The 25,146-nt window shown below is 48.2% G+C and carries 26 protein-coding genes and 2 tRNA genes; 13 read left to right on the top strand and 15 right to left on the bottom strand.

Going from position 1 to position 25,146, the window contains the following annotated elements; all coding sequences use genetic code 11:
• Positions 1-221: 221 nt before the first annotated feature.
• From rplL to deoC, 9 genes are all read right to left on the bottom strand, one after another.
• Positions 222-584, bottom strand: a complete 363-nt coding sequence (gene rplL, locus ELR70_RS06300; RefSeq protein ID WP_023400585.1) for a 50S ribosomal protein L7/L12 — start codon at positions 582-584, stop codon at positions 222-224.
• A 70-nt stretch (positions 585-654) separates the two neighbouring features.
• Entirely contained in the window at positions 655-1,149 is a 495-nt protein-coding gene (rplJ, locus tag ELR70_RS06295; protein WP_010387318.1) for a 50S ribosomal protein L10, read from the bottom strand.
• A gap of 333 nt (positions 1,150-1,482) precedes the next feature.
• On the bottom strand, positions 1,483-2,187 hold the full coding sequence (rplA, locus tag ELR70_RS06290) for a 50S ribosomal protein L1 (RefSeq protein ID WP_010387319.1): 705 nt from the start codon (positions 2,185-2,187) through the stop codon (positions 1,483-1,485).
• 6 nt (positions 2,188-2,193) lie between these two features.
• The gene (gene rplK / locus ELR70_RS06285; protein WP_010387320.1) at positions 2,194-2,622 is read right to left on the bottom strand and encodes a 50S ribosomal protein L11; all 429 of its coding nucleotides are present in this window, start codon (positions 2,620-2,622) and stop codon (positions 2,194-2,196) included.
• Between the two features lie 178 nt (positions 2,623-2,800).
• Complete coding sequence (nusG, locus tag ELR70_RS06280) at positions 2,801-3,358, bottom strand: transcription termination/antitermination protein NusG (RefSeq protein ID WP_046003846.1); 558 nt, start codon at positions 3,356-3,358, stop codon at positions 2,801-2,803.
• A gap of 37 nt (positions 3,359-3,395) precedes the next feature.
• Entirely contained in the window at positions 3,396-3,773 is a 378-nt protein-coding gene (secE, locus tag ELR70_RS06275) for a preprotein translocase subunit SecE (protein WP_054016911.1), read from the bottom strand.
• 131 nt (positions 3,774-3,904) lie between these two features.
• A tRNA-Trp gene (locus ELR70_RS06270) sits at positions 3,905-3,981 on the bottom strand.
• 128 nt (positions 3,982-4,109) lie between these two features.
• On the bottom strand, positions 4,110-4,607 hold the full coding sequence (locus tag ELR70_RS06265) for a hypothetical protein (protein ID WP_054017017.1): 498 nt from the start codon (positions 4,605-4,607) through the stop codon (positions 4,110-4,112).
• A gap of 32 nt (positions 4,608-4,639) precedes the next feature.
• The gene (deoC, locus tag ELR70_RS06260; RefSeq protein ID WP_054016912.1) at positions 4,640-5,386 is read right to left on the bottom strand and encodes a deoxyribose-phosphate aldolase; all 747 of its coding nucleotides are present in this window, start codon (positions 5,384-5,386) and stop codon (positions 4,640-4,642) included.
• Positions 5,387-5,829: 443 nt separating this feature from the next.
• Here deoC and cysG point away from each other — a divergent pair, with 443 nt between their 5' ends.
• The 13 genes from cysG to ELR70_RS06195 all read left to right on the top strand — a co-directional run bounded on the left by cysG (position 5,830) and on the right by ELR70_RS06195 (position 18,611).
• Complete coding sequence (gene cysG / locus ELR70_RS06255; protein WP_054016913.1) at positions 5,830-7,251, top strand: siroheme synthase CysG; 1,422 nt, start codon at positions 5,830-5,832, stop codon at positions 7,249-7,251.
• Positions 7,248-8,195 carry a sulfate adenylyltransferase subunit CysD gene (cysD, locus tag ELR70_RS06250; protein WP_268795174.1) on the top strand — a complete coding sequence of 316 codons (948 nt, stop codon included), beginning with the start codon at positions 7,248-7,250 and terminating at the stop codon, positions 8,193-8,195. The genes cysG and cysD overlap by 4 nt, the downstream gene beginning before the upstream one ends.
• Positions 8,195-9,610 (top strand): sulfate adenylyltransferase subunit CysN, encoded by a 1,416-nt coding sequence (gene cysN / locus ELR70_RS06245; RefSeq protein WP_054016914.1) that lies wholly within the window; start codon positions 8,195-8,197, stop codon positions 9,608-9,610. Before cysD ends, cysN begins: the two co-directional genes overlap by 1 nt.
• 33 nt (positions 9,611-9,643) lie before the next feature.
• The gene (locus ELR70_RS06240) at positions 9,644-11,368 is read left to right on the top strand and encodes an SLC13 family permease (RefSeq protein ID WP_082353322.1); all 1,725 of its coding nucleotides are present in this window, start codon (positions 9,644-9,646) and stop codon (positions 11,366-11,368) included.
• A 12-nt stretch (positions 11,369-11,380) separates the two neighbouring features.
• Entirely contained in the window at positions 11,381-11,980 is a 600-nt protein-coding gene (gene cysC, locus ELR70_RS06235; RefSeq protein WP_054016916.1) for an adenylyl-sulfate kinase, read from the top strand.
• Positions 11,981-11,995: 15 nt separating this feature from the next.
• On the top strand, positions 11,996-12,763 hold the full coding sequence (gene cysQ / locus ELR70_RS06230; RefSeq protein WP_046003837.1) for a 3'(2'),5'-bisphosphate nucleotidase CysQ: 768 nt from the start codon (positions 11,996-11,998) through the stop codon (positions 12,761-12,763).
• 63 nt (positions 12,764-12,826) lie between these two features.
• Positions 12,827-13,192 carry a cupin domain-containing protein gene (locus tag ELR70_RS06225; protein ID WP_054016917.1) on the top strand — a complete coding sequence of 122 codons (366 nt, stop codon included), beginning with the start codon at positions 12,827-12,829 and terminating at the stop codon, positions 13,190-13,192.
• A 454-nt stretch (positions 13,193-13,646) separates the two neighbouring features.
• Positions 13,647-13,723: transfer RNA gene (locus ELR70_RS06220), tRNA-Ile, on the top strand.
• A 155-nt stretch (positions 13,724-13,878) separates the two neighbouring features.
• Positions 13,879-14,454, top strand: a complete 576-nt coding sequence (locus tag ELR70_RS06215; protein ID WP_054016918.1) for a hypothetical protein — start codon at positions 13,879-13,881, stop codon at positions 14,452-14,454.
• Positions 14,455-14,669: 215 nt separating this feature from the next.
• Positions 14,670-17,165: an EAL domain-containing protein gene (locus ELR70_RS06210; protein ID WP_054016919.1), complete on the top strand. Its 2,496-nt coding sequence runs from the start codon at positions 14,670-14,672 to the stop codon at positions 17,163-17,165.
• Between the two features lie 43 nt (positions 17,166-17,208).
• The gene (locus ELR70_RS06205) at positions 17,209-17,643 is read left to right on the top strand and encodes a transcriptional repressor (RefSeq protein ID WP_054016920.1); all 435 of its coding nucleotides are present in this window, start codon (positions 17,209-17,211) and stop codon (positions 17,641-17,643) included.
• A 72-nt stretch (positions 17,644-17,715) separates the two neighbouring features.
• The gene (locus ELR70_RS06200) at positions 17,716-18,183 is read left to right on the top strand and encodes a chemotaxis protein CheX (RefSeq protein ID WP_046004976.1); all 468 of its coding nucleotides are present in this window, start codon (positions 17,716-17,718) and stop codon (positions 18,181-18,183) included.
• Positions 18,180-18,611, top strand: coding sequence for a secondary thiamine-phosphate synthase enzyme YjbQ (locus ELR70_RS06195; protein WP_054016921.1), 432 nt, complete (start codon positions 18,180-18,182; stop codon positions 18,609-18,611). Before ELR70_RS06200 ends, ELR70_RS06195 begins: the two co-directional genes overlap by 4 nt.
• A gap of 9 nt (positions 18,612-18,620) precedes the next feature.
• On the opposite strand, the gene alr is transcribed toward ELR70_RS06195, so the two are convergent.
• From alr to ELR70_RS06165, 6 genes are all read right to left on the bottom strand, one after another.
• Positions 18,621-19,709: an alanine racemase gene (gene alr / locus ELR70_RS06190; RefSeq protein ID WP_054016922.1), complete on the bottom strand. Its 1,089-nt coding sequence runs from the start codon at positions 19,707-19,709 to the stop codon at positions 18,621-18,623.
• Between the two features lie 48 nt (positions 19,710-19,757).
• Positions 19,758-21,137: a replicative DNA helicase gene (gene dnaB / locus ELR70_RS06185; RefSeq protein ID WP_054016923.1), complete on the bottom strand. Its 1,380-nt coding sequence runs from the start codon at positions 21,135-21,137 to the stop codon at positions 19,758-19,760.
• Between the two features lie 119 nt (positions 21,138-21,256).
• Positions 21,257-22,198 (bottom strand): DUF4097 family beta strand repeat-containing protein, encoded by a 942-nt coding sequence (locus tag ELR70_RS06180; RefSeq protein ID WP_054016924.1) that lies wholly within the window; start codon positions 22,196-22,198, stop codon positions 21,257-21,259.
• A gap of 9 nt (positions 22,199-22,207) precedes the next feature.
• Entirely contained in the window at positions 22,208-22,693 is a 486-nt protein-coding gene (locus ELR70_RS06175; protein ID WP_054016925.1) for a hypothetical protein, read from the bottom strand.
• Positions 22,686-23,237 carry a sigma-70 family RNA polymerase sigma factor gene (locus ELR70_RS06170; RefSeq protein ID WP_054016926.1) on the bottom strand — a complete coding sequence of 184 codons (552 nt, stop codon included), beginning with the start codon at positions 23,235-23,237 and terminating at the stop codon, positions 22,686-22,688. Before ELR70_RS06170 ends, ELR70_RS06175 begins: the two co-directional genes overlap by 8 nt.
• 164 nt (positions 23,238-23,401) lie before the next feature.
• Positions 23,402-25,144, bottom strand: coding sequence for a hypothetical protein (locus tag ELR70_RS06165; protein ID WP_054016927.1), 1,743 nt, complete (start codon positions 25,142-25,144; stop codon positions 23,402-23,404).
• Between the last annotated feature and the right edge of the window lie 2 nt (positions 25,145-25,146).

The following is a 25,146-nucleotide window of genomic DNA, read 5'->3' as shown; positions in this document are numbered from 1 at the left end:
GAACAGACTTCATTGGCATCTAAGCCATGATAACAACATCTAATTGTCGTCCTATGAGTCACTCACTTTCAAAATACTACTAACAGATTGAAAAATAAGAAAAAACATAGGAATTTATTGCGCAACAGGAAAGCGTCGCTCTATAGCGCAAAAGGGCCGGTGATTAAATAATCACCAGCCCTTGCCTGATTGCTCAGGCAGCGAACCTAGCAAATGCCAGATTACTTGATCTCAACTTCAGCACCAGCTTCTTCAAGATCTTTCTTAAGTGCTTCAGCTTCTTCTTTAGAAACAGCTTCTTTGATTGGCGCAGGAGCAGACTCAACAAGAGCTTTTGCTTCTTTAAGGCCAAGACCAGTTGCACCACGTACAGCTTTGATAGCAGCAACTTTGTTACCGCCAGCGCCAGCTAGGATTACGTCGAACTCAGTCTTTTCTTCAGCAGCTTCAGCAGGACCAGCAGCAACAACAGCAGCAGCTGCAGTTACGCCGAATTTTTCTTCCATTGCTTCAACTAGTTCAACAACTTCCATTACTGACATTTCAGCAATCGCGTCAAGGATTTGGTCTTTAGTTACAGACATTTTAAGTTTCCTAATTAATCACGAACCATGGGGTTCTAAAAATTTATTTGTGAAAGTAAGAAGCGTGCTATTAAGCAGCTGCTTCAGCTTTCTGAACACGTACAGCTTCAATTGTTTTACACAATTTACCAGCTGACGCTTCTTTCATAGCGCTCATTAGGCGTGCAACAGCTTCGTCGTAAGTAGGCAGCTTAGCTAGCATGTCTACGTCTACAACATTGCCTTCAAATGCAGCCGCTTTCAGTTCGAACAACTCGTTCTTCTTCGCGAAATCAGCGAAGATACGAGCTGCAGCACCTGGGTGCTCTGAAGAGAAAGCGATTAGGCTTGGGCCCACTAGCGATTCGTTAAGGCACTCATAGTCAGTACCTTCTACAGCGCGCTTAGCTAGCGTGTTACGGACAACTTTCATCCATACGCCTGCTTCACGAGCTTCTTTACGAAGTGCAGTGATCGCATCTACTGTTACACCACGAGAATCTGCAACAACTGCAGACAGAGCACCTTTGGCAGCTTCGTTGACTTCAGCAACAATTGCTTTTTTGTCTTGAAGATTTAAAGCCATGGGTGTTACTCCTGGTTATGATGGGAACGTGTCCCAGTTCTACTTTACTCATTGTCTTTCGACTCAGAGCTGCTTTTTACGGCGAGAACCAGAAGATTAGGAAAAATCTAGCTGGGATTCACACCGTCTACGTAGGGAATTAAGTAACTCAGTTACACCTACGGTCTTGGACGGAAACGCAATTTATCGGATCATTGTAGACTATAAAGCCTGCAAAGTGCCGAAATTATGCGCTTCAACCCGAATTCTTTGCTTCGTTGAGAGTTAGACTCTCAATGAAATGGCGCAAAATTATAGTCTAATTTTTACGCCATGTAAACGCTTATCTCTAAATTAAGCCACTTGCGTGTTTAGAGTAGCTTGGTCTACAGCAACACCCGCGCCCATAGTCGTTGAGATGCTTACTTTCTTCACGTAAGTACCTTTAGCTTGTGAAGGCTTAGCCTTCTTAAGCGCAACGATAAGTGCTTCCAGGTTTTCCTGAAGCTGGTTAGCGTCGAAATCAACCTTACCGATAGTGGTGTGGATGATGCCGTTTTTGTCGTTACGGTAGCGAACCTGACCCGCTTTAGCGTTTTTAACTGCCTCTGCAACGTTAGGCGTTACAGTACCAGTCTTAGGGTTAGGCATAAGGCCACGTGGACCTAGGATTTGACCTAGTTGACCAACTACGCGCATTGCATCCGGAGAAGCAACAACTACGTCGAAGTTCATTTCGCCTTTCTTAACCTGCTCAGCAAGGTCTTCCATGCCTACCAGATCAGCACCAGCTTCTTTTGCTGCATCAGCGTTTGCACCTTGAGTGAATACTGCTACGCGTACTTCACGACCAGTACCGTGAGGTAGTACAGTTGCACCACGTACGTTTTGGTCAGATTTACGAGCATCGATACCCAGGTTTACAGCAACGTCTACGCTTTCAACGAACTTAGCAGTAGCCAGTTCTTTAAGAAGAGCAACAGCTTCGTTGATTTCGTATTCTTTAGTAACATCCACTTTTTCGCGGATAGTACGCATACGCTTAGTTAATTTAGCCATTCTCAATTACCCCTCTACGTTCAAGCCCATTGCACGTGCAGAACCTGCAATCGTGCGTACAGCTGCGTCCATATCAGCAGCAGTAAGATCCGGACGTTTAGTCTCAACGATCTCTTCAAGCTGAGCGCGAGTAACAGTACCCACTTTCTCAGTGTTAGGACGGCCAGAACCAGACTTGATACCAGCTGCTTTCTTAAGAAGGTAAGAAGCAGGTGGAGTTTTCATGTCGAAAGTGAAAGAACGGTCGTTGTAAACAGAAATGATTACAGGAACCGGTGCACCTTTCTCGATAGACTCTGTACGTGCGTTGAACGCTTTACAGAATTCCATGATGTTTACACCGTGTTGACCTAGTGCAGGACCTACTGGAGGACTAGGGTTAGCCATACCAGCAGCAACTTGTAGCTTGATTAAAGCTTCAACTTTTTTAGCCATGATAATACCTCGTTATGTGGGTCTTAGCCTTGTGCGCGCGAGGACGCGTACTCAGACGGCTTCCCAATTAAAAAAATCTGTCTTTTTGTGCGTCATCGTAATGACATACAAAAAGGCCGCTGATTATAGATTAACCAGCGGCCTTTGGCAATAACTTTTGCTGTTTTAAACAACAAAATTACTTATCTTGCTCAACCTGTCCAAACTCCAGGTCAACCGGTGTAGAACGACCGAAGATCAGTACCGATACTTTCAGACGACTCTTCTCGTAATCGACTTCTTCCACAACGCCATTAAAGTCAGCAAATGGACCATCAATAACACGTACCACTTCACCTGGCTCGAACAAGGTCGCTGGCTTAGGTGCTTCTGCATTTTCCTGCAGACGGTTAAGAATACGATCAGCTTCTTTTTTGCTGATTGGCGCTGGACGATCTGACGTACCACCCACAAAGCCCATCACACGTGGTGTACTGTTGACCAGGTGCCAGGATGCATCATCCATCACCATTTCAACTAACACGTAGCCTGGGAAGAATTTACGCTCAGACTTACGCTTTTGTCCGGCACGCATCTCCACAACTTCTTCAGTTGGGACTAGTACTTCACCGAAGTAGTCTTCCAGACCTTCGATTTTAATGTGCTCAATAATGGTTTGAGCAACGCGCTTTTCAAAACCTGAAAACGCCTGAATTACGTACCAACGTAATTTCTTTTCTTTGTTCTCATCCGACATGGGATCAGATCTCCAATCCAGTTAAAACGCTAGCCTATTAAAAGGTCAAGCCGGTTAAAAAACCAACGGCGCGGAACAGAATGCCGTCTAATCCCCACAGGATCAGTGCCATAACAACTGTCGCAGCCATCACGATAAAGGTCGTGTGTGTTGTTTCCTGACGCGTTGGCCAAACTACCTTGCGAACCTCAATTCTAGACTCTTTGGCGAAAGCGATAAAGGTGCGCCCTTTTTCAGTTGTCGCAGCAATACCCAATGCTGCACCAATCGCAACTACCACACCGATCGCGCGCGTCAACACTGAGATATCAGCGTACATGTAGTTACCAACAACTGCGCCAGTCAATAAAACGACTGCCAACAACCACTTTACCGTGTCCATCGAGCTAGACGGGTTTTCAACATTAGTGCTCATAATTTATTTTTACCTTAAATACAGACACAACAACCCTACATATGAGCAGGGTTAATCCATTTCAATCCAAATTTACAAATAAGCGGTGGTGGTAAAACCCATTATTTTAGATTTGGACTGATTATTAAGAGTGGCAGGGGCGGCAGGACTCGAACCCGCAACCATCGGTTTTGGAGACCGCTGTTCTACCAATTGGAACTACGCCCCTGCAAAGTGGATGCCCATTATACTGACGAACAAACTGAAAACAAGAGTAAAAGATGCGCAAAGCGGTATTTGTGCCAATTTCAGGCTGGTTCTGCTTCTACCAAGCGCTAAGAACTCGAAATTTCCCAGCTAAAACAAGCGCAGCGGATCACCATAGAAGAAATCACAAAGCAGCCATATTTGTTCGAAAGGATGTGTTAGGGGAACGGGTAAGTGTGGTAATTCTCTTTCAAAGTCGGCCCGGTGCCACATTGGGCTGGCATTTCGGATCAACAGCCAAACACGCTGAGAATGATAATGCTTCCCCGCCTTTTGTTTTAGTAAGCGACCGAGGCCTGTATTCAGTCGCTGTGTACTCGGCGCCTGGGCCATCACTGCCAATTCACGTTGCATGGTCAGTGACAACGGGCGACCAAGTACGGCCATCGCTTCCGTTTCACTGGCATACAGGTGGGCAACTTCGATGTCGAGTTGTGACTCACCCAGATAACAACTCACATCGGGTTTTGCGGGTTGATTGTGCCAGATATGACGCATGGGCGTGTGAGTGAGGCGCTCATAGCTGCGCATAAATAGCTTGGCCGCACCATGCTCCAGCTGTTGCTTCTCTCGCTCACTATCGCGCATTACAGCCTGGTCACGCTTCACCTTACCCTCCGTTAGTCTGAACAATCCAGTTGGTTATGTACATCCTGTAGCAAGCTCGATGCGCCAAACCGGAAATGTTCTGAACACAACCAGTCATTACCCATGATATCAACTGCGACTTGTAAGTAATCATTTGCTTGCTCAACACTTTTAACGCCGCCAGCGGCTTTAAAGCCAACCTTTTTACCCGACACTTGAATACGCTCAAGCATGATTTTTGTCGCTTCTAACGTCGCATTCACCGGCACTTTGCCGGTACTGGTTTTGATAAAGTCAGCCCCAGCCAGAATGGCAACATCACTGGCCTGAGCGATTTGCTGCACATTTTCCAGCACCCCAGATTCAATGATCACTTTAAGTTTTGCCTGTGCGCCACAGAGTTGCTTGCTGGAGCGCACATACTGCCAGGGCGTATCCGGGTCGCCCGCCTGGAGCTGCTGATAAGGCATGACCAGATCAATCTCATCGGCTCCGGCCTGCAACGCCTCTTTAGTCTGTGTCAGCACTTGCTGCAGCGACTGCTTACCGCTGGGGAAATTAGTGACAGTGGCGACCTTCACCTGTGACCAGCCTCGACGTGCCAGCTCCCTTTTGCATAACGCCACAAACTGCGGATACACACACACCGCAGCGGGTAATCCCAGTTCTGGTCGAATGCTGTCTAACAACGCAATGATACTGGCTTCGTTATCTTGTTCGTTTAACGACGTCAGATCCATTAATCCAAGCACCTCGCGTGCGACGGCTTGCATTTTCATATTCGTTTCCTTTTTACTGCCCAGGCCCTGAGGACATGGCTGCATGATATGAGTCGGACTTCAACGTTAGCTGCTTGCACCACTTGGCCACAGGACATTTGTCCGCTCCATTACCGAACAAGTTCACTTGATCACGCTCGCTTATCCAGCCAGCCGCCCGGGCTAAAGTTACGTCATTGTTCAGTGCTAGTAAGCACGCTTTAGGATAAATTGTCGAAATTATAACTCATAACCAATAGCTATAACTGTTCTCAGACACATGTATCCACGCTAAACCCTTGATATATATGAGGTAAGCCTGTTTCATGCGGTTTATATAACTTTTAGTTATAAAAACTGGGTTTAAGTTATTTTTTCCCTGCCAGTACGCGGGATATTCTGCCACTCTAGAAAAAGCCAGAGTTGGCTTATATCAAGTTTTACGATGTTTAAGGGGCAACAGCGTGCAGTACTTACCTATCTTTACCAAGTTGGACAACAAACCCGTGCTGGTCGTCGGCGGCGGTGAAGTTGCACTGAGGAAGATCCGCGCGCTGCTCAAAGCCCGCGCCGACGTAACCGTGCTGGCACCTGAATTTTGCGACGAGCTAACCCAGTTATCTGAGGAAGGCGAGCTTAATCTGAAAAACGCCTACTTCAGTGCCGACGCAGTTGACGGTATGGCACTGGTCATTGCTGCCACCGACAACGATGACGTTAACGCACAGGTGCGTGATGCTGCGGATGCTCGCAATATTTTCGTCAATGTAGTTGATGACCAGCCAAAGTGCAGTTTTATTTTTCCGTCTATCGTTGACCGTAACCCCATTACCATTGCGATTTCCAGTGCCGGTACAGCACCTGTATTGGCGCGCCGTTTAAGAGAAAAACTCGAAACCCTGATCCCACAACATATTGGCCCGTTAGCTGAACTGGTGGGCGGATTCAGAGACAAGGTAAAAGGCCGTTTTAAGCATTTTGCGGATCGCCGTCAATTCTGGGAGCGAGTATTCGACTCACATGTCGTCAGTAAAGTACAAAGCGGAGACACACAAGGTGCGCAACAGCAGCTGCATGACATGCTGGACGAGACCGCAGAGCCACAAGGCGAAGTCTATGTCGTAGGCGCAGGCCCGGGCGATCCGGAATTACTGACGCTCAAGGCACTGCAATTGATGCAACAAGCTGATGTAGTGGTGTATGACTACCTGGTGTCCGATGAAATTATGGAACTGGTCAGACGCGATGCCGACCTCATCTGTGTCGGTAAGCGTGCCGGACACCACAGTGTTAAACAGGAAGACACCAATCAGATGTTGGTTGAGCTGGCCCAACAAGGTAAAAAGGTATGCCGCATCAAAGGCGGTGACCCGTTCATTTACGGCCGGGGTGGCGAAGAAGTTCAGGTACTGGCCGCGGCAAACATCCGCTATCAAATTGTGCCAGGTATTACCGCTGCTGCGGGGTGCAGTGCCTATGCGGGTATACCGCTTACACACCGAGACCATGCTCAGGCTATTCAGTTTGTGACAGGACATTGTAAAAAAGAAGGGCAAGAACTGGACTGGCAATCGCTGGCCAAGCCCAACCAGACTTTGGCTATTTATATGGGGGTTATTAAATCGCCACATATACAGGCCCAACTGCTGGCCCATGGCCGCAGTGAACACACGCCTGTGGCCATCGTTGAAAATGGTACACGCAAATCACAGCGTGTTGTGACCACTGAACTTGGTCAACTGGCAGCGCAAATCGAAGCCAACAATATCCAGTCTCCAGCGCTGCTGATCATCGGCGAAGTAGCCGCTTTGCATCAGGAGCTGGCCTGGTTTGGTAAGACAGAACAAATTGCAAGTTACGCTCAGCCGCTCGCTAAGATCGCCTGACACATGAACCACTTTATTTTTCGTATTTAAGTAGGACGACGACAATGGCTTTAACTCACCTTCAGCAACTTGAGGCTGAAAGTATAAAGATTATTCGCGAAGTCGCTGCTGAGTTTGAAAACCCAGTGATGCTTTACTCTATCGGTAAAGACTCATCGGTACTCCTTCACTTAGCACGTAAAGCGTTTTTCCCGGCAAAGATCCCCTTCCCTCTGCTGCATGTAGACACGGACTGGAAATTCCGCGAGATGATTGAGTTTCGTGATCGTCTGGCCAAAGAATATAACTTTGACCTGATTGTGCACAAGAACCCGGAAGGGTTAGAGATGGGCGTTGGTCCATTCACCCACGGCTCAGCCAAACACACTGACATCATGAAAACCCAGGGCCTTAAACAGGCATTAAATAAGTACGGCTTCGATGCCGCATTTGGTGGTGCACGCCGTGATGAAGAAAAGTCTCGTGCCAAAGAGCGTGTCTATTCTTTCCGCGACAAACACCATCGCTGGGACCCAAAAAATCAGCGTCCCGAGCTGTGGAATACCTACAACGGTCAGGTGAATCCGGGCGAAAGTATTCGTGTATTCCCGCTGTCAAACTGGACTGAGCTGGATATTTGGCAATACATCTACCAGGAAAACATTGAGATCGTACCGCTATATCTAGCTGAGAAACGTCCTGTGGTTGAGCGTGATGGCACATTAATCATGGTCGACGACGAACGTATGCCTCTGGCGGAAGGGGAAGTGCCTGAGATGAAGTCGGTCCGTTTCCGTACGCTGGGCTGCTACCCGCTGACAGGTGCCGTTGAATCTGAGGCTAACACCCTGACCGGGATCATCGAAGAAATGTTGTTATCGACCTCTTCCGAGCGTGAAGGCCGGGTCATCGACCATGACTCATCCGGGTCAATGGAGAAGAAAAAACGTGAGGGGTATTTCTAATGTCTACCGCAAATGAAGTAAAAGAACTGGGGATTGAAACCTACTTGTCACGTCAGCAGGACAAGAGCCTGTTGCGCATGATGACCTGCGGCAGTGTAGACGACGGTAAATCCACCCTGATCGGTCGTTTGTTGCACGACAGCCACCAGATCTATGAAGATCAGTTAGCAGCGCTGCATAAAGACAACGAAAAAGTCGGTAATGCCGGTGAAGAGCTGGATCTTGCCTTGCTGGTTGATGGTTTGCAGGCAGAGCGTGAACAAGGTATCACCATCGACGTAGCCTATCGCTACTTCTCGACGGCCAAACGCAAGTTCATCATCGCTGACACCCCAGGACACGAGCAATACACCCGCAACATGGTTACCGGCGCTTCAACCAGCGATCTGGCGATTATTCTGGTAGATGCCCGCTATGGTGTGCAGATCCAGACCAAGCGCCACAGCTTTATCTGTGACTCGCTGGGTATCAAGCAATTTGTTGTGGCCATCAACAAAATGGACATCGTTGACTTTGATGAAGCCGTGTTCGAGAAAATCAAAGCCGATTACCTGAAGTTTGCAGAGCAGCTGGACGTCAATGACATCAAATTCGTGCCAATTTCGGCTCTGAAAGGTGACAACGTCGTTACCCGTTCTGAGCACACGCCTTACTACACTGATCAGCCACTGATGGCGCTGCTGGAAGATTCTCCGGCTGCTGAGCCAAACAGTGCATTTGAAGCCCGCTTCCCGGTGCAGTATGTAGTACGTCCTAATCTGGACTTCCGTGGCTTTCAGGGCACCTTGACGTCTGGTGCACTAAGTGTTGGTCAGGCGGTTAAGATTTTACCTTCGGGTAAAACCAGTACCATCAAAGAACTGGTCACCTTCGACGGTAACCTCGAACAAGCTGAGACCGGTCAGGCGCTGACCATCACCTTGAATGACGAAGTGGATGTCAGCCGTGGTGATGTGATTGTCCCGGCAGACTCATCCACTAAGGCAACCAACCTGATCCAGGCCAAGCTGGTGTGGATGCACGAAGCGCCTCTGGTGCTGGGCAAAACGTATAACTTTAAGCTAGGTGCGAAGAGTACGGCAGCCATCGTGAAACAAATTGACCACACCATTGACGTCAATACGCTAGAACATGGTGAGGCTGATAGCCTGCAGCTAAATGAAATTGCTATTGTTACGCTGGAGCTGACGGAAACCATTGCTGCCGATGTATATCGTGATAACCACGAAACGGGCGCCTTTATCCTGATTGATCGTCTGAGCAACCTGACCGTAGGCGCAGGCATGATCGATGCCATTCTGGATGAGCAAGTCAGTGAGAAGCAACAGTTCAGCGAATTTGAGCTGGAGTTGAATGCCCTGGTTCGCAAGCACTTCCCACACTGGCAAGCGCTTGATTTAAGTAAGCTGAAGTAACGGCCTTATGCCTGTTAACGGGAGTTATCTATGCTGCTAGAGCAGATCATCTTAACAGGCATCATGCTCGTGCTGGTCGCGTGTCTTTTTGGCACGCGACTTAATCCGGCCTGGTTATTTGTGGGCGCTATCAGCAGCGCCTATCTGGCCGGATTGATCGACCTTGAAACCATGCTGGTCAATTATGCAAACCCATCCTTGATCACTCTGGTTTTACTGGTTCTGGTGTCTATCGCCATTGAAAAAACCACTCTGGTGCAATATCTGGCCCGCTCGCTGGCCAACGGCTCGCTGGCGCGCTCGGTGATGAAGCTGGGGTTATCCACGGCCTTTTTGTCGTCTTTTACCAACAATACCGCCGTTGTTGCGTCTTTGATCAGTACCATTAAAGAAAGCAAAACCCACTCGCCTTCTAAGTTATTACTGCCACTGTCGTACACGGCGATTCTGGGTGGTACACTAACCCTGATCGGCACCTCGACCAATTTAATCGTCAATGGCTTTGCCATCGAAGCAGGTATGGCGCCACTGGGCTTTTTTGATTTTACCCTGGTTGGCATTGGCGCACTGAGTGTGGGCCTGGTTACCATTATCCTATTACTGAAGTTTTTGCCGGACCATGGCCGCAAAGAAGAAGAGGTTGTGCCGTTTTATCTGGAAGGGAAAGTGACGGCAGGCTCAAAACTGATTGGCCGTACGGTTGAAGAAAATGGCCTGCGCGATCTGCGCGATTTGTTCCTGGCAGAAATCATCCGCGGCGAGCGCCGCATTTGCGCCGTTACCCCACAACAGGAAATCCAGCAGGGTGATGTGCTGTTGTTTGTTGGCGATATCAAGTCTGTACCTTTATTACGTCGTTTCGACGGGTTACAGGTAGTACACGACAAGCACGAAAAAGACGCCGAGCACTTAGTGGAAGTGGTGATCAGTCAGTCGTCTAAATTTTTGGGCAAAACACTCAAAGAGATCCGCTTTCGCGAACAGTTTCATGCCGCGGTGATTGCCATTCGTCGTGGTCACGACCGACTGCCCGGCGGCCTGGGTCAGGTCAAGTTACAGGCGGGAGATTCTTTGATCCTTGCCCCTGGCGGAGATTTTTACCAGTTGCCCGACCTGAAACGCGAATTTGTTTATATCTCTGGCCTGGACTTGCAAACCCATTTAACGCAGCCACAATCGAATAAAGTGATGGCTGCCTTTGTTGCCGTGCTCGGCCTGGGTATCTTCGATATTGTGCCATTAGTCAAAGGCCTGATGGTTTTATTACTTGGACTGGTGCTGTTTGGCTCCATCAAAGTCAGCGAAATGAAACGTCGTTTTCCCATTGAGTTGCTTGCCATTGTCGGCAGTGCCATTGGCTTAGCTAAACTGATGATAGACACCGGCTTAGCCGGACAAATTTCCGATGCACTGTTCTATGTGCTGGGCGACTTTGGCCCGTATGGTGCCTTTATTGCTATTTTTGTCATGACCGTCGTGTTCACTGAATTGATCACCAATAATGCCGCGGCTGCGCTGTCATTCCCAGTAGCGTATGCACTGGCCATTGGCTTTGGTGTAAACCCGCTCCCCTTTGTGATGGCGGTCGCCTTTGGTGCATCGGCTAGTTTTATTTCCCCCTTTGGCTATCAGACAAATCTGATGGTATACAGTGCAGGCAATTATCGGATCAAAGATTATGTGACTGTGGGCCTGCCACTTTCAATTATTTACTCGATCACTGTGCTGACGCTGATCCCCTTGGTTTTCCCGTTTTAGTGGATAGGAATTATGGATACGAATATTGTCTGGCATAACTATGCCGTGAATAAAACACATCGCAGCGAACAAAAGGGCCATCGCCCGGTTATTCTGTGGTTTACCGGCTATTCTGGCTCGGGTAAAAGCACCGTGGCCAATGCACTGGAAAGTGCCCTGCAACAGCTCGGCGCGCACACTTACCTGCTCGATGGCGACAACGTACGTCATGGACTGTGTAAAGATCTCGGATTCAGCGATGCAGATCGGGTTGAGAACATTCGCCGTGTGGGTGAGCTGAGCAAACTCATGGTCGATGCTGGCCTGATCGTACTCACCGCCTTTATCTCACCATTCCAGGCCGAGCGCGATATGGTTCGCGACCTGGTTGAAGACGCCGAGTTTATTGAAGTTTATCTGGATACACCACTGGAGGTGTGTGAACAGCGGGACCCGAAAGGCCTGTATAAAAAGGCCCGCGCCGGCGAGATCAAACACTTTACCGGCATAGACTCAGACTATGAACCGCCAAAAAATCCGGAGATCCGTATAAATACCGGTGAAAATAGTCTGGACCAATCGGTGCAACAGCTGGTAGCGTATCTGCAACAGCGCGAGATAATTCATCTGTAGTACCAAGGAAATACCATGAACGACACCGACTTACTGGAGGAAATCGTCAATCTGGCCCGACGCGCCGGAGACAAGATCCTCACCATTTATGCCAAAGACTTTAACGTTGAATATAAAGACGATAAAAGCCCAGTCACCGACGCCGACTTAGCCGCCAATGAGGTGATCACGGCAGGCCTGCAAACGCTGACTCCGGATTTACCTATCCTCAGTGAGGAAAGCGCCGAAATAAGCTGGCAGGAACGCCAAACTTGGCAGCGCTACTGGCTGGTTGACCCCATCGACGGCACAAAAGAGTTTATTAAGAAAAACGGTGAGTTCACGGTCAACATTGCTCTGATTGAAAACGGTGAGCCGGTGATGGGCGTGGTCCATGCGCCCGCACTGAACGTCAGTTACTTCGCCGCCAACAGCATCGGCGCTTTCAAAGAATGCGGCGAGGCCCGAATTGAGCTAAAAGTCACCCGCAAAGACAATCAGGGCACCATCCAGGTGGTGGGCTCACGCTCTCACCCTTCGCCGGACCTGGCTGACTACCTCAAACAATTTGATGATGTGAACATGGTGCCAAAAGGCAGTTCACTGAAACTTTGTCTGGTGGCGGAAAGTGCTGCCGATGTGTATCCGCGCCTGGGCCCCACCAGTGAATGGGATACCGGTGCCGGACATGCAGTGGCGAAAATCGCCGGTGCAACCGTCACTCAGCTGGACGGCAGCCCCCTGCTGTACAATCAAAAAGAGTCTTATCTGAACCCTTACTTTGTGGTTTCACGACTCAACTAATCACAGTGCCTTATCCGGTCGGGTAAGGCTTCTCTCTTATGTCCGTCACCATAAGGAAATGTTATGTCACACGCACCCATTAATTTTGCCGAAAAACTGGCGCTGTTTTCAGAGCACTGGAGCCCAAAAGTCATTGCCGAAATGAACGACTATCAGTTCAAACTGGTAAAACTTCAGGGGGAATTTGTCTGGCACGATCACCCCGACACCGACGAAGTATTTATCGTATTATCCGGCGAGATGCACATTGCCTTTCGCGACCGCACAGAGCATCTGAAAGCAGGTGACATGCTGGTTGTGCCCAAGGGTGCAGAGCACAAACCTTATGCCGAGCAAGAGTGTCAGGTACTTATTGTCGAACCCAAAGGAGTCGTCAACACCGGAGATACCGACAGCTCCCTCACCGCACAAAACGATGTCTGGATCTAACTTACAGATGTAAAGTGGACGAACCGAATAAAGAAACAGGCTTAGCACACTAGTTTGGCTTTTTATTAAGCAATTGAATCAGATATGTGCGACTTTTTCCTCTTTTGCTAGTGACAAGCCTGTTAAAAATTTTTATACTGCCAGCGCTTTTTAGGTCTGTGCTAAAAAGCACGCACAATTTATTGAGCACTACAATTTAGAAATGGCCCTTTAGCTCAGTTGGGCGAAACAAGACCGAAGCAACGCTTCGCAGCTTGTTGAGGTGGAGGCAGGACGCCGACAGGACCTCGCTTCATGGATGAATTTATTGAGCACTACAATTTGAAAATGGCCCTATAGCTCAGTTGGGCGAAACAAGACCGAAGCATCGCTTCGCAGCTTGTTGAGGTGGAGGCAGGACGCCGACAGGACCTCGCTTCATGGATGAATTTATTGAGCACTACAATTTAGAAATGGCCCTATAGCTCAGTTGGTTAGAGCACCCGACTCATAATCGGTAGGTCCCTGGTTCAAGTCCAGGTGGGGCCACCATTTCTACCTTCTTTAGTACGTTTATGTATCAATTCTCGTCATCAAACCTGATGACTTTTATTATTCTCAGCTAGTTTACCTTAGAACCAAAAACCTTAGTGCCCTATTCTGGTTCCAAGTATTCTAACACCTCCGCATATCAAAGGATTTATTTCATGCCCAATCAAATGTTTACCGATGTCGAACTGCGTATTATGTCAATTCATGTTAAATCGCAGGGCTTCGTCGACAAGTTACTCAGCGAAAGTAAGTTTGAGATTAAGGTATTTAGTGCTGTGAGTGACGGGGTAGCAGATCATTCATTTAATATGGAGCTAAACGTAATGCCAGTCAGCGAAGGCGGCACCATTGGCTTTGGCCCTGCGGGTTACACCATTTATCGTAATCGTGCCGGACAGATCCCACGCTTCCTTGATGCCCATATTGCCGTCTTAGAAGGTGACAGTGATATTCGCAGCACGGCCAAGCTGATGGCTAAGGTTCGAAAAACCGCAGCATTTGGCGAACTCACCCGCAAAGTCGTGGCCGCGGCGACCAATCCTCTGTTTGCGGTCGGTATGAATGTAGCTGAAAGCCTGATGGATATTTCCATCGAAGTGCTGAAGGACAATAAAGACGACCTGTGGCTGCGTCGTTTCTTCAGCTTTAACTACAACATTGAAGGCTATGAGGGTGTTGCCGAGTTTGAGTCTGACGAAGTAAAGATCACGCTGCAACTCTTCACCGGATAACACCGAACAGATATGAGTTCACTTGGACAAAACACTTAAGACTGCCAGATCCTGGCTAACAATGTGTGTATTTGAGAATACAGATAATAATTGGCCTATATCAGCTACACTTAGTAAGAGGACTGTGACATAAGGTAAGCCATCGAGAATGACAGTAGAGGCTTCTGAACAACACAGATAGGTGTCACAACAAGCATAATAAGTGAGGCGTTCAGGTGACAAAACTGTACTCCATTGATCTCAAACTATGGTTAACTCTCGGTGCCTTTATGTTTGCCGCTTTACTGGCGTTAGGGTTAGTGCAGCTGCACCACCATACTCAGAAAGAAAGTTTATTATTGCTCAGCGAAGCCACCCTGAGAAAAGATCTGGCAATTCTCAACTCAACACTACATCATCATTTTGAAGCGCAAGAATTTGAAGAGATTCAGTCAACCCTAGATGCATTTTCACACGATCAGGGATACCAATTCTTAGCACTACTTGATGCACAGGGAAAGCTCTTATACAGCAGTGGTACTGAGCAAAAAAAGCAGGCCATGGCAACAGGCCCTGACAATTTTAGTGCGCTGGTGCAAGCCTCCCAGGCCATACCCGAGTTCACAATTGATTACACCAAAGCACATTACTTATTAACGGCATACGATGCATACCAGCAACCGGACAATACCCGAGAGACCGATACAATGCCGGCGCTGATTTACGCGCAATATTCTGTTGAGCCGCACGCGATTAGGTTACTGCACTACACCCATATGAAAACCATCGTAATCCTCACAATGGCTGTGCTGCTGACAGTGCTGGTATTGATTATTACCCGGCTTTTTATCCATCGTCCAGTTACCCAGTTGATGCAACTTAGTGACCATGTGAGCCGCTTTGACTTTAGTGATAAATTAGAAACCCAGGGAACAGGAGAATTTAAACGCCTTGCCGACAATTTAAACCACATGGCACGCAGCTTACAAAATGGCTGGCAGCAAACCCAGCAAGCCGAAGCTGAAGCGAAGCGTAAACACGCAATTTTAGAAGGTATCTTTAGCGCTTTACCAGATCTGTTTTTCATCGTCGATCAAGAAGGCACCATTTTAGAATATCACTGTGGTCAGAAAAGTGATTTATTTGTCTCTGATAGCGAATTCTTGGGTCGCACCATGCAAGACGTACTGCCAGCACAGACCGCCAGCTCATTCAATCGTGCAATACATAGCATTGATAAACCTGGACAACTTACCCAAATTGAGTATTCCCTGCCCTTTGAAGACGGCAGTCGCCATTTTGAAGCGCGTCTCAGTGCTCTGCCCAACTCGGACAATTTAGTTGTTGCTGTACGCAACATCACAGACAAAAAACGTCAGGAAGAAATCATCCTGCATCATGCTTTTTACGACACTCTCACAGACTTGCCTAATCGCTTTTTGGTGCTCGACCGCCTCCAGCAGCTGATCCACGATGCCAAACGAGACAAGTCAATGGTTGGCGTTGGCTTTATTGACCTGGATGACTTTAAAAAAGTGAATGACTCAATGGGACATGAAGTCGGTGATAAAGTCCTGATACACTCGGCAAAGCGACTACAATCGGCGTTGCGAGAAAAAGACACGGTGGCGCGCCTTGGTGGCGATGAGTTCATCATTCTGTTAGGCGACTTGAAAAGCAACGCTGATATTCACCCCATCGCTACCAAACTGGTTAAACTCTTTCATGCACCGTTTGATATTGACGGTCGTGCCTTCAATATCTCCCTGAGCCTGGGCATTGCCCTTTTTCCTCAGGACGCCGATACACCCAACGATTTGCTGCGAAAGGCAGACTCTGCCATGTATAATGCTAAGCAGCAGGGTCGCAATACCTATTGTTTATTCACTGAAAGCATGAGCAACTCACTGCAACGACGCCTGATGCTGGAAGAAAGCATGCAAGGCGCGCTTGAGCGCGGAGAATTCGAGGTCTATTATCAGCCACAACTGGATCTTCAGGCGCGTAAAGTGGTTGGGGCTGAAGCGCTGCTTCGCTGGCACAGTGATAAGCTCGGCCCGATTTCTCCGGCTGAGTTTATTCCCCTGGCAGAGCAAAATGGGTTTATTATCGACCTTGGTAAGTTTGTTCTAAACTCTGCAGCCAAAGCCTTACAGCAAATACATACGCAATTTAATGCGTCATTGCGACTCGCGGTTAATCTGTCACCCCGTCAGTTTAATGATCCCGAACTTCTCAGCCATGTTGAGCATTTGATAGAACACTGTGCCTTACAACCAGGTACACTTGAATTGGAGATCACCGAAGGTCTGCTATTAAGTGGTGACAGCACGATTAAGGCCACACTAGATAAACTTCAGCAAATGGGGGTTTTGATCTCAATGGATGACTTTGGCACAGGCTACTCATCGTTGAACTATCTGCGTCAGTATCCATTTGATGTGTTAAAAATTGACCAAAGCTTCATTGCCGATATGCACACAGGGAATGAGTCGGCCTATCTGGTAAAAAATATTATCACTATGGCACACGGCATGGGCCTGAAAGTGATTGCCGAAGGGATTGAAGATCATGAACAGCTCACACGACTGGTCGAGTTTAAGTGTAACATTGGTCAGGGCTACCTGATTGGACAGCCGATGCCTGAAGCCGCATTCCAGGACTGGCTTGAACACAACTTTACTCGCCCAGAGAATATAATGAATAAATCCCTGTCGATACAAGACTATTAAAAAGAATATGTTAGTATTGCATGGCAGTGTAAGGATTTAGAACATGAATATAGAACAACTGGTAAGTAAAGCTAAGCAAGTTTGTGATAATCGAGGGGCTCGTTTTACCCCTATCCGAGAAAAAGTTTTCCGCTTACTCGCTGCTAAACAAGGCGGTGTAGGCGCCTATGATCTGTTAGAAGAGCTCAAACTCACCGAGTCTGGCGCAAAACCAGCAACGGTATACCGTGCTTTGGATTTTCTCGCAGAATTAGGGTTTATTCATAAAATTGAAAGCACGAATGCATTTATGCTGTGCCATCACTTTGACTGTATTCACCCTGTGCAGTTATTGATCTGTGACTCTTGTGGTCACGTACAAGAGCTGCATTCCAATGCCATTTCACACGAGCTGAATAACCTGGCTGCAGAGCACGGCTTTCTTGTAAAAGCACAAACGATTGAAGCACACGGCCGTTGTGGAAAGTGTAATGAGTAGTGCAGCATAGCAAAAAGCCCACTACACTTAAATCAGCGTCCGTTAAAACGTAGGAACCTAGGGAAGAAACATATGAATGTAGAATTCATCAACCCTTTTTTATCGTCATTAATGAATGTACTGGCGACCATGGCACAAACAGAATTAACGCCTGGTAAGCCCAAGATTAAGAAAGATGAAGTAGCATGTGGCGATGTGTCAGGGTTGATTGGCATGGTAGGCCCACAAACCAAAGGCTCCTTTTCTATCAGTTTTGATGAAGGCCTGGCATTGACCATTATGGAACGAATGCTGGGTGAGCGCCCGGACAAAATCAATGAAGAGGTCACCGATATGGTCGGTGAGATCACCAATATGGTTACCGGTGGCGCAAAGAACCTGCTTGGTGAAAAAGGCTACGAATTTGATATGGCCACGCCTATTGTGGTCTCCGGACCCGGGCACACTATTACTCACAAATGCGATGGCCCGAAAATCATTATGCCCTTCACCTCAGCTGACGGGAATGCCAACATAGAGGTGAGCTTCGATAAGCTATGAGCTGGCATCAGACACATATCACACTCAGGCCGCGTCAACGCGGCTTTCATTTAATTGATGATGAAGTACTTACTCAGTTACCACAGCTTGGCTATTACAAAGTGGGATTACTGCATTTGTTTATTCAGCACACTTCAGCCAGTCTCACCATCAATGAAAATGCCGACCCCACCGTTCGCATGGACATGGAAAGTCACTTTAACCACTTTGTGCCCGAACGACAAAGTTACTATCGTCATGATTATGAAGGTGATGACGACATGCCAGCCCATATCAAATCCAGTACGCTGGGCTGTGACGTCACGATCCCGGTTAGTCATGGGCGCTTGCAATTGGGTACCTGGCAAGGGATTTACTTGGGAGAGCACAGAGACCATGCAAGTAGCCGCTCAATTGTCGCAACCTTGCATGGCCAGCTTTTGGAATAGACAGAAAGATTAGTCTGCTGGGGTGATGTAGTCATAACTCACCCTGGGTGTAACATTGCAGAGTAATTCATAGGGGATAGTCCCCGCACACGCGGCTACTTCTTCAACAGGCAAAGCCGGCCCCCACATTTCAACCTGATCACCGACTGCAACCCCATCTGGGTTAGTGCCTATGTCCACTGTGATCATGTCCATAGATACAGCACCAACAATGCCATAACGCCTCTCTCTGATCACTACCGGCGTCCCATTACGAGCATTACGTGGGTAGCCATCACCATACCCCATCGCTACTACGGCCAACTGAGTTTGTCGATTACTCTGCCAGCGGCCGCCATATCCTACTTTCTCGCCAGCAGCGATGGTCTTGATGGCGATCACCCGGGTTGTTAGCCGCATCACAGGCTTGAGCCCATGCTCAGTGCCAACCTGATTTAGCATGGGTGAAACCCCATACATCATTAGACCAGGACGGATCCAGTCACCGTGTGACTGAGGCCAGCCGATTACCCCGGCGGAGTTGGCCAAACACTTGGCTTCAGGTTTACCTTCTATCAGACGCTCAAACGCTTTAATCTGACATTGCGTTTGCGTACTATTTACATCATCAGCACAGGAAAAGTGCGTCATCAGTTTGATATTCGGGTCGACATTATCACAAGCTTTTAGCCGTTGATAAAAGGTTTCGAACTGTTCAGGCTCGATGCCAAGTCGGTGCATCCCTGTATCGACCTTCAGCCACACAGACAAACGAGCACCTAGCTGGCCGGTTTCAATGGCTCGTAGCTGGTTTTCATCATGAATAATGGTTTCAAAGTTATTGGCAATCAGAATAGGCAAATCAGCACAATGAAAAAAGCCTTCCAGCAAAACTATCGGCTTGGTCAAGCCACCGGCGCGCAGCGCCAGTGCTTCATCAATACGCGCTACCGCAAAGGCATCCGCGTCATTGAGTTGCTGGGCAATTTTGACCAGACCATGGCCATAGGCATTAGCCTTGAGCACAGCCATCACGCGGGCACCAGGTGCCAGAGCCTTGATCCGTTGTAAATTATAACTTAATGCCGCGAGGTTAATTTCGGCGGTTGCCAGGCGCATACTCACTCCTAATTCAGGCTGCCGACTCAGTTAGCAAAAACGAATACTTTAATATTCGTCATCCACTGCAGGACCGGCATAATTGTCGAACCGAGAGAATTGCCCCTGGAAGGTTAACCTAACCTTACCAATCGGACCATTACGCTGTTTACCAATGATAATTTCCGCGACTCCCTTATCTGGGCTGTCGTCGTTGTACACCTCATCACGATAGATAAACATGATCAAGTCGGCATCCTGCTCGATAGACCCTGATTCACGTAAGTCTGAGTTAACCGGGCGTTTATCAGCACGTTGTTCCAGTGTACGGTTAAGCTGTGATAGTGCAATTACAGGACACTGAAGTTCTTTTGCCAGTGCTTTGAGTGAACGAGATATCTCTGCGATTTCTAAGGTCCGGTTGTCTGATAAACTAGGCACTCGCATCAGCTGTAGATAATCCACCATGATCATACTGATACCTCCATGATCTCGTGCGATACGCCTTGCTCGCGAGCGCACATCCGTTGGCGTCAGACCTGATGCATCATCAATGTACATTTGCCCCTTTTCCATCAACAAGCCCATGGTTGAGGATAACCGTGCCCAATCATCATCATCCAGCTGACCCGTTCTTACTTTGGTCTGGTTAATGCGTCCCAGTGAAGCCAACATCCTCATCATGATCTGTTCTGAGGGCATCTCCAGTGAATAGATAAGCACGGGTTTATCCTGCGTCATCGCAGCATGCTCTGCCAGGTTCATCGCAAAAGTGGTTTTACCCATCGATGGACGTGCCGCGACTATGATCAGATCTGAGGGTTGCAGGCCAGCGGTCATCTGGTCAAGATCAGAGTAGCCCGTGCTCACCCCCGTTACACCATCCTGCGGCGACTGGTAAAGCTCTTCAATTTTATCGACGGTTTTTTCGAGAATGCTGTGGATGCTCTGCGGACCTTCGGTACTCTTAGTACGCTGCTCAGCGATTTTGAATACCTTACTTTCCGCCAGGTCCAACAATTCGTGGCTATCACGTCCTTCCGGGTTAAAACCCGCCTCGGCGATTTCATTCGCCACCGAGATCATCTCACGGACCACTGCTCGTTCGCGTACAATACTGGCGTAGGCATCTATGTTCGCTGCACTGGGCGTATTTTTAGCAATTTCAGCCAGATAAGCAAAACCACCGACCGTATCCAGTTGGTTGTTCTTCTCTAGGTTTTCCGAGATAGTGATCAGATCTATAGGCTGACTGGCCTCGACCAGCTTGGTCATTGCCTCGAATATCAGCTTGTGGGTGCGGGTGTAAAAGTCCTGCGCGACAACCAGCTCTGCAACCCTATCAAACGCCTGATTATCAAGCATCAGTCCACCTAAAACAGACTGCTCTGCCTCGATGGAATGGGGAGGAACTTTCAGGGTATCGACTTGTTGATCAGGTTTCGCCATATCACTACAAACACTAAGGGACGGACCTGTTATTGTATACGCAATTGGGGTGGAAATGAATCTAGATTACAGGCTAATACTGACTAAAGGACGCCCTCGCCGAGCGTCCCTCCTGAGTATTACAATTTCTTCAACGTAATACGTCCACTGACAGTATCGATTTCTACATCCACATCACCGTCGTTAATCACGAACTCCAGTTCACGCGACGGCCCATATTTAGCCTTCTTTTCTTTGTCTGCTGACAGTTCATTGATGATGCGCCCACCGGCATGCGCATCGATATCAAAACGCGCCGACAAATTAGCGGGAAAATAAAAGTCGACATCACCACTGACTGATTCAAAACGAATATTAGCTCGCTTTTCCAGAGCTCTCATTTTTACATTAATCTCGCCATTGACGGTGCTCATTCTCAGGTCTTTCAGACTGGCAATATCGAAATCAACTTCACCATTGACGTTTTCAACCCGAATATCACTCGCCTGAGTCATACTCTCAATACCACCATTGACCGCGTTGAAACGTAGCTTTCCGCTGGATGCCATGTCCTCAATATCGCCATTGACCGTTTCGTAGCGGATGTTACCAGATAGCTCTTTACCTTCGATGTCGCCGTTGACGGTTTCCAGTTCAATTTTGCCGCTCGCCTGATTCACCTCAATGTCACCATTGACGGTGGTTACTGCCACACCTGCACTGAAGTTACTGACATCCACATCGACATTCACCCCTTCAAAATCCAGTTCACTCTGTTTCGGCATATAAATAGTCAACCGAGAACCGTCTCGCTTGTTATTCCACCCTTTGTTGCGACGTGGCATTTTGACAATAAACTCTGTTACATTACCCTGAGTTTCTAATGTATAACCCTCAGCCAGCTCATCTAGCTCGCCACTCACTTTAAAGCTTGGCTTGTCCCATGACTTAATAGTGACTTTACCACGCTGGTTTTCGATGACCACTTTGCCATTTAGCGGCACTTCAATCTGCTCGTCAATCTTGTCACCCGCCAGGGCAAACAGCGGCAGCGTGGCCAGTCCTAAAATGATTGCTTTCATGCTTCTCTCCTAAATCTGTTGCCACTGGGGCTGATGTACCTTAGTGATTAAATCTAACTGCTGCTGGTATACCTGGGCCAGCATTTTAAGCAGGGCTGCATTATCGGGATCTTTTGTCAGAGCCAGCTTGATGGCCTGCTCTGCTTCTTCCAGTTCCTGTAATGGAACCTGCCAATCCTGTGTCAGTGCAGGTTGTGTCTCATACTGAACCAGTAACGTCTGTTTTTTCTGCTCAAAGAACGCACTCATATTAGCCATCGTGTCTTGCCTGGGCTGCGTCATGATGACTTGCCAGCTCAGCAGGCCCGCAGAAACGCAGGCCGCAAAGCCTGCCAGCTTAACCCAGGGATTAGTTGAGCGAGGCTCCGCTGCGGGCAAGTTGATCGCCTTTTCAATGCCCGGCCATAAATCTTTTCTCGGCTCAGGAAGTTGATCCTGATCTTGTTGCCGTGGCAGTTGTTGCTTCAGAAACTGCTCAAATGTTGGTTTACTCATTGTCGTACCACTCCTGTAACAATTTCCTGGCCCGGTGAAACTGAGACTTACTTGAGCCCACCGCCATGTTCAACATGCCCGCGACTTCTTCATGGCGATATCCTTCAACCGCATGTAAGACAAACACCAAGCGGGCACGTTCCGGTAACCGCAGAACCAGCTTATCGAGTCCGTTGAGTGAGTCACATTGCGCGATTTCAGTTTGTTCCATACCACTGTCTTCCAGGCTGACGACTTTTTGCAGCCAGTTTTTTTGCTTACGCAAATAACTAATTGCAACATTCGACGTGACGCTGTGAAGCCAGGTTGTGAATTTCGACTGCCCCTGAAACTGAGCGATTTTATGCCATAGCTGAACAAACACTTCCTGTGTCGCATCCTCCGCGTGTGCCTGATCGGCCAGCAAACGCAAACACAGTCCATACACCCTGCGATAACACTGTTGATAAAGCTGTTCAAATGCCACCTGCTCGCCTTGCTGGGCACGTAGCACTAACGCCTCAATTTTATCTTGGTTAAATGCCTCTTTGGCATTGATTATCATAGAGTATTCCCTCGTTACCGAGCCGTCATCGTGACACATCAGATATCATAATGAAAGTGACCCGATTGTACGATGTTTGATAGATAAGACGCAGCCAAAGGAGCAAAAGGTTTAAAAAGAAGGGAAGAATTTTTCTATGCCAACAAAGCGACTATGGCACTATGCTATTCATCATCCTCGTCTGGTGCCTGGTAGTCCTCGCCAGACTCAAAGCGCCAGCCCAAAAATTCGAGCTTAGCCGGCGTAACTACACCACCATTACCAAGGTTAAAGTTTTTCAGTGCTTCATCAAAATGCACGCCACTACCGCCAGTGGCATCTATGGTTGCACCTCGGATGGTGCCGTAAAACTGACCGCTTCCCCGCATTGCGATGCTGGTAACAGGTGCATAAATCACGGCATACACGGAACTGGCACCTCTGAGAGTAATGCCATTTTGGCCAGAGTAAGAAGAGAAGATACTCAAACTTGGAAAGCCGCTATCAGTCATGCCCTCGCGTTCTGTGATCACGATACCACTGGCACCAAAATCAACCTTGCCGGTAACAAAAATCGCCAGACTGCTGCCTGCTTTGATGGTAATACTGGTGTGTCCTGTCATTTTGAAATCACCATCAACCAGCCAGATAACATCTCCTCCCTCAATGGTAATGGTGCCATCACTGGTCAGCTTCATGTTCTTCATGCCATACACATACTCACTACCAGCATTCCCCTGGCCATGATTCTGCGTTAGGTGTTGAAACAAATAAATGTCGGCAGGGCTGGATGACCAGGTGCCACTCCCCCCGCGTATATAACGACCTTCACTCGGGGTAAATACATAATCCGTCTGAGCACCGACTGTAAAGTCAGCATAATTGTTATTGCTGTCGATCACAGAGGGCATATTCAAGGGCAAGGCCAGTGGATCACATTCTTTATCGGGGTTACTGGGATCATAGTCCGGGGAACTTGGGTCGTATACCCGCACCGCCTCTACTTCAGGGTTAACGTTGAAGCGATCTGCTGAATAGTGCAGCCCATCTTGCATATGGCTGCTCTGAAAAGCTCCCGTGCCACCATACATAATGTCTAGCTCTGAGCGGTTTTGATTAAGAATCTCAGCCCCCCACTTCATCGTCACGTCGCCGTTCGCTCGCAGCACACCTGTGATCTGCCCGCCATTGTGTTTTACGAAACCCTGAGTAAGGACATCACCATCAACCCGTACGCCACTACCAGCAGAAATATCGATCCCCGTATTGGATTGCACAGTTCCGACGACGGGCGAAGAGCCTTTAAGATACAAGACACCTGACGCTTTCACATCCCCCATGATAGGAGAGTGACCATTTAGTACCACATCGGCATCGCCAATCACAGTGTTCACATCGCCATTATTGGTCTTAGTGTCTTCGTAACTGCCCTGAGTGGAATCATAACTGTCAACCAAACCACTGCCTGCAAGATTAACTCCTTTACACCCGGTAACGGCGTTTTGGAACACAGAGCTGCGCTCGGGAGGGGTGTATTTAAAGTAAGAGACCATACGCGCCTGGGCCTGATCATCATAACGTTGCCCCAGACTGGCAATCGCTACTTCATCACCGTTGACTGACAACTGCGCATTATAGCTTGTCCCATCCAGCTCGCCCGTCCCCAGCTTTGACCCAACCTGCTGTACCGCCTGCTCAAGTGTCAAATTTGGGTTATTGATAAGTGCTGCTTTGAGTGCCTGTCCCCGTTCGATCACGCCCTTTTCAGCCAATAAACGGGCATTCAGGTCTTTTTGATAATTACCACTGAGACGCTCCTGCACCAAAGTATCTTTAAATGCTGCAAATACGACGACACTGGCCACCGAGCTGAGTAGCATCACTTTTATCAGGGTAAACCCACGTTGTCGCAGTGATTGAATTACCATAA

The sequence above is a fragment of the Pseudoalteromonas sp. R3 genome (assembly GCF_004014715.1).
Taxonomy (GTDB): domain Bacteria; phylum Pseudomonadota; class Gammaproteobacteria; order Enterobacterales; family Alteromonadaceae; genus Pseudoalteromonas.
This window is presented reverse-complemented; position numbering and strand designations above follow the sequence as displayed.

Coding starts and splice junctions, on each gene's coding strand:
- dnaB (WP_054016923.1), bottom strand. CDS start 21,137: ATGGCGAAACCTGATCAACAAGTCGATACCCTGAAAGTTCCTCCCCAT.
- rplJ (WP_010387318.1), bottom strand. CDS start 1,149: ATGGCTTTAAATCTTCAAGACAAAAAAGCAATTGTTGCTGAAGTCAAC.
- rplA (WP_010387319.1), bottom strand. CDS start 2,187: ATGGCTAAATTAACTAAGCGTATGCGTACTATCCGCGAAAAAGTGGAT.
- ELR70_RS06215 (WP_054016918.1), top strand. CDS start 13,879: ATGCCCAATCAAATGTTTACCGATGTCGAACTGCGTATTATGTCAATT.
- cysC (WP_054016916.1), top strand. CDS start 11,381: ATGGATACGAATATTGTCTGGCATAACTATGCCGTGAATAAAACACAT.
- cysN (WP_054016914.1), top strand. CDS start 8,195: ATGTCTACCGCAAATGAAGTAAAAGAACTGGGGATTGAAACCTACTTG.
- nusG (WP_046003846.1), bottom strand. CDS start 3,358: ATGTCGGATGAGAACAAAGAAAAGAAATTACGTTGGTACGTAATTCAG.
- ELR70_RS06265 (WP_054017017.1), bottom strand. CDS start 4,607: ATGCGCGATAGTGAGCGAGAGAAGCAACAGCTGGAGCATGGTGCGGCC.
- ELR70_RS06165 (WP_054016927.1), bottom strand. CDS start 25,144: ATGGTAATTCAATCACTGCGACAACGTGGGTTTACCCTGATAAAAGTG.
- ELR70_RS06195 (WP_054016921.1), top strand. CDS start 18,180: ATGAGCTGGCATCAGACACATATCACACTCAGGCCGCGTCAACGCGGC.
- ELR70_RS06205 (WP_054016920.1), top strand. CDS start 17,209: ATGAATATAGAACAACTGGTAAGTAAAGCTAAGCAAGTTTGTGATAAT.
- deoC (WP_054016912.1), bottom strand. CDS start 5,386: ATGAAAATGCAAGCCGTCGCACGCGAGGTGCTTGGATTAATGGATCTG.
- ELR70_RS06180 (WP_054016924.1), bottom strand. CDS start 22,198: ATGAAAGCAATCATTTTAGGACTGGCCACGCTGCCGCTGTTTGCCCTG.
- rplL (WP_023400585.1), bottom strand. CDS start 584: ATGTCTGTAACTAAAGACCAAATCCTTGACGCGATTGCTGAAATGTCA.
- ELR70_RS06175 (WP_054016925.1), bottom strand. CDS start 22,693: ATGAGTAAACCAACATTTGAGCAGTTTCTGAAGCAACAACTGCCACGG.
- ELR70_RS06170 (WP_054016926.1), bottom strand. CDS start 23,237: ATGATAATCAATGCCAAAGAGGCATTTAACCAAGATAAAATTGAGGCG.
- alr (WP_054016922.1), bottom strand. CDS start 19,709: ATGCGCCTGGCAACCGCCGAAATTAACCTCGCGGCATTAAGTTATAAT.
- cysQ (WP_046003837.1), top strand. CDS start 11,996: ATGAACGACACCGACTTACTGGAGGAAATCGTCAATCTGGCCCGACGC.
- ELR70_RS06200 (WP_046004976.1), top strand. CDS start 17,716: ATGAATGTAGAATTCATCAACCCTTTTTTATCGTCATTAATGAATGTA.
- rplK (WP_010387320.1), bottom strand. CDS start 2,622: ATGGCTAAAAAAGTTGAAGCTTTAATCAAGCTACAAGTTGCTGCTGGT.
- secE (WP_054016911.1), bottom strand. CDS start 3,773: ATGAGCACTAATGTTGAAAACCCGTCTAGCTCGATGGACACGGTAAAG.
- ELR70_RS06225 (WP_054016917.1), top strand. CDS start 12,827: ATGTCACACGCACCCATTAATTTTGCCGAAAAACTGGCGCTGTTTTCA.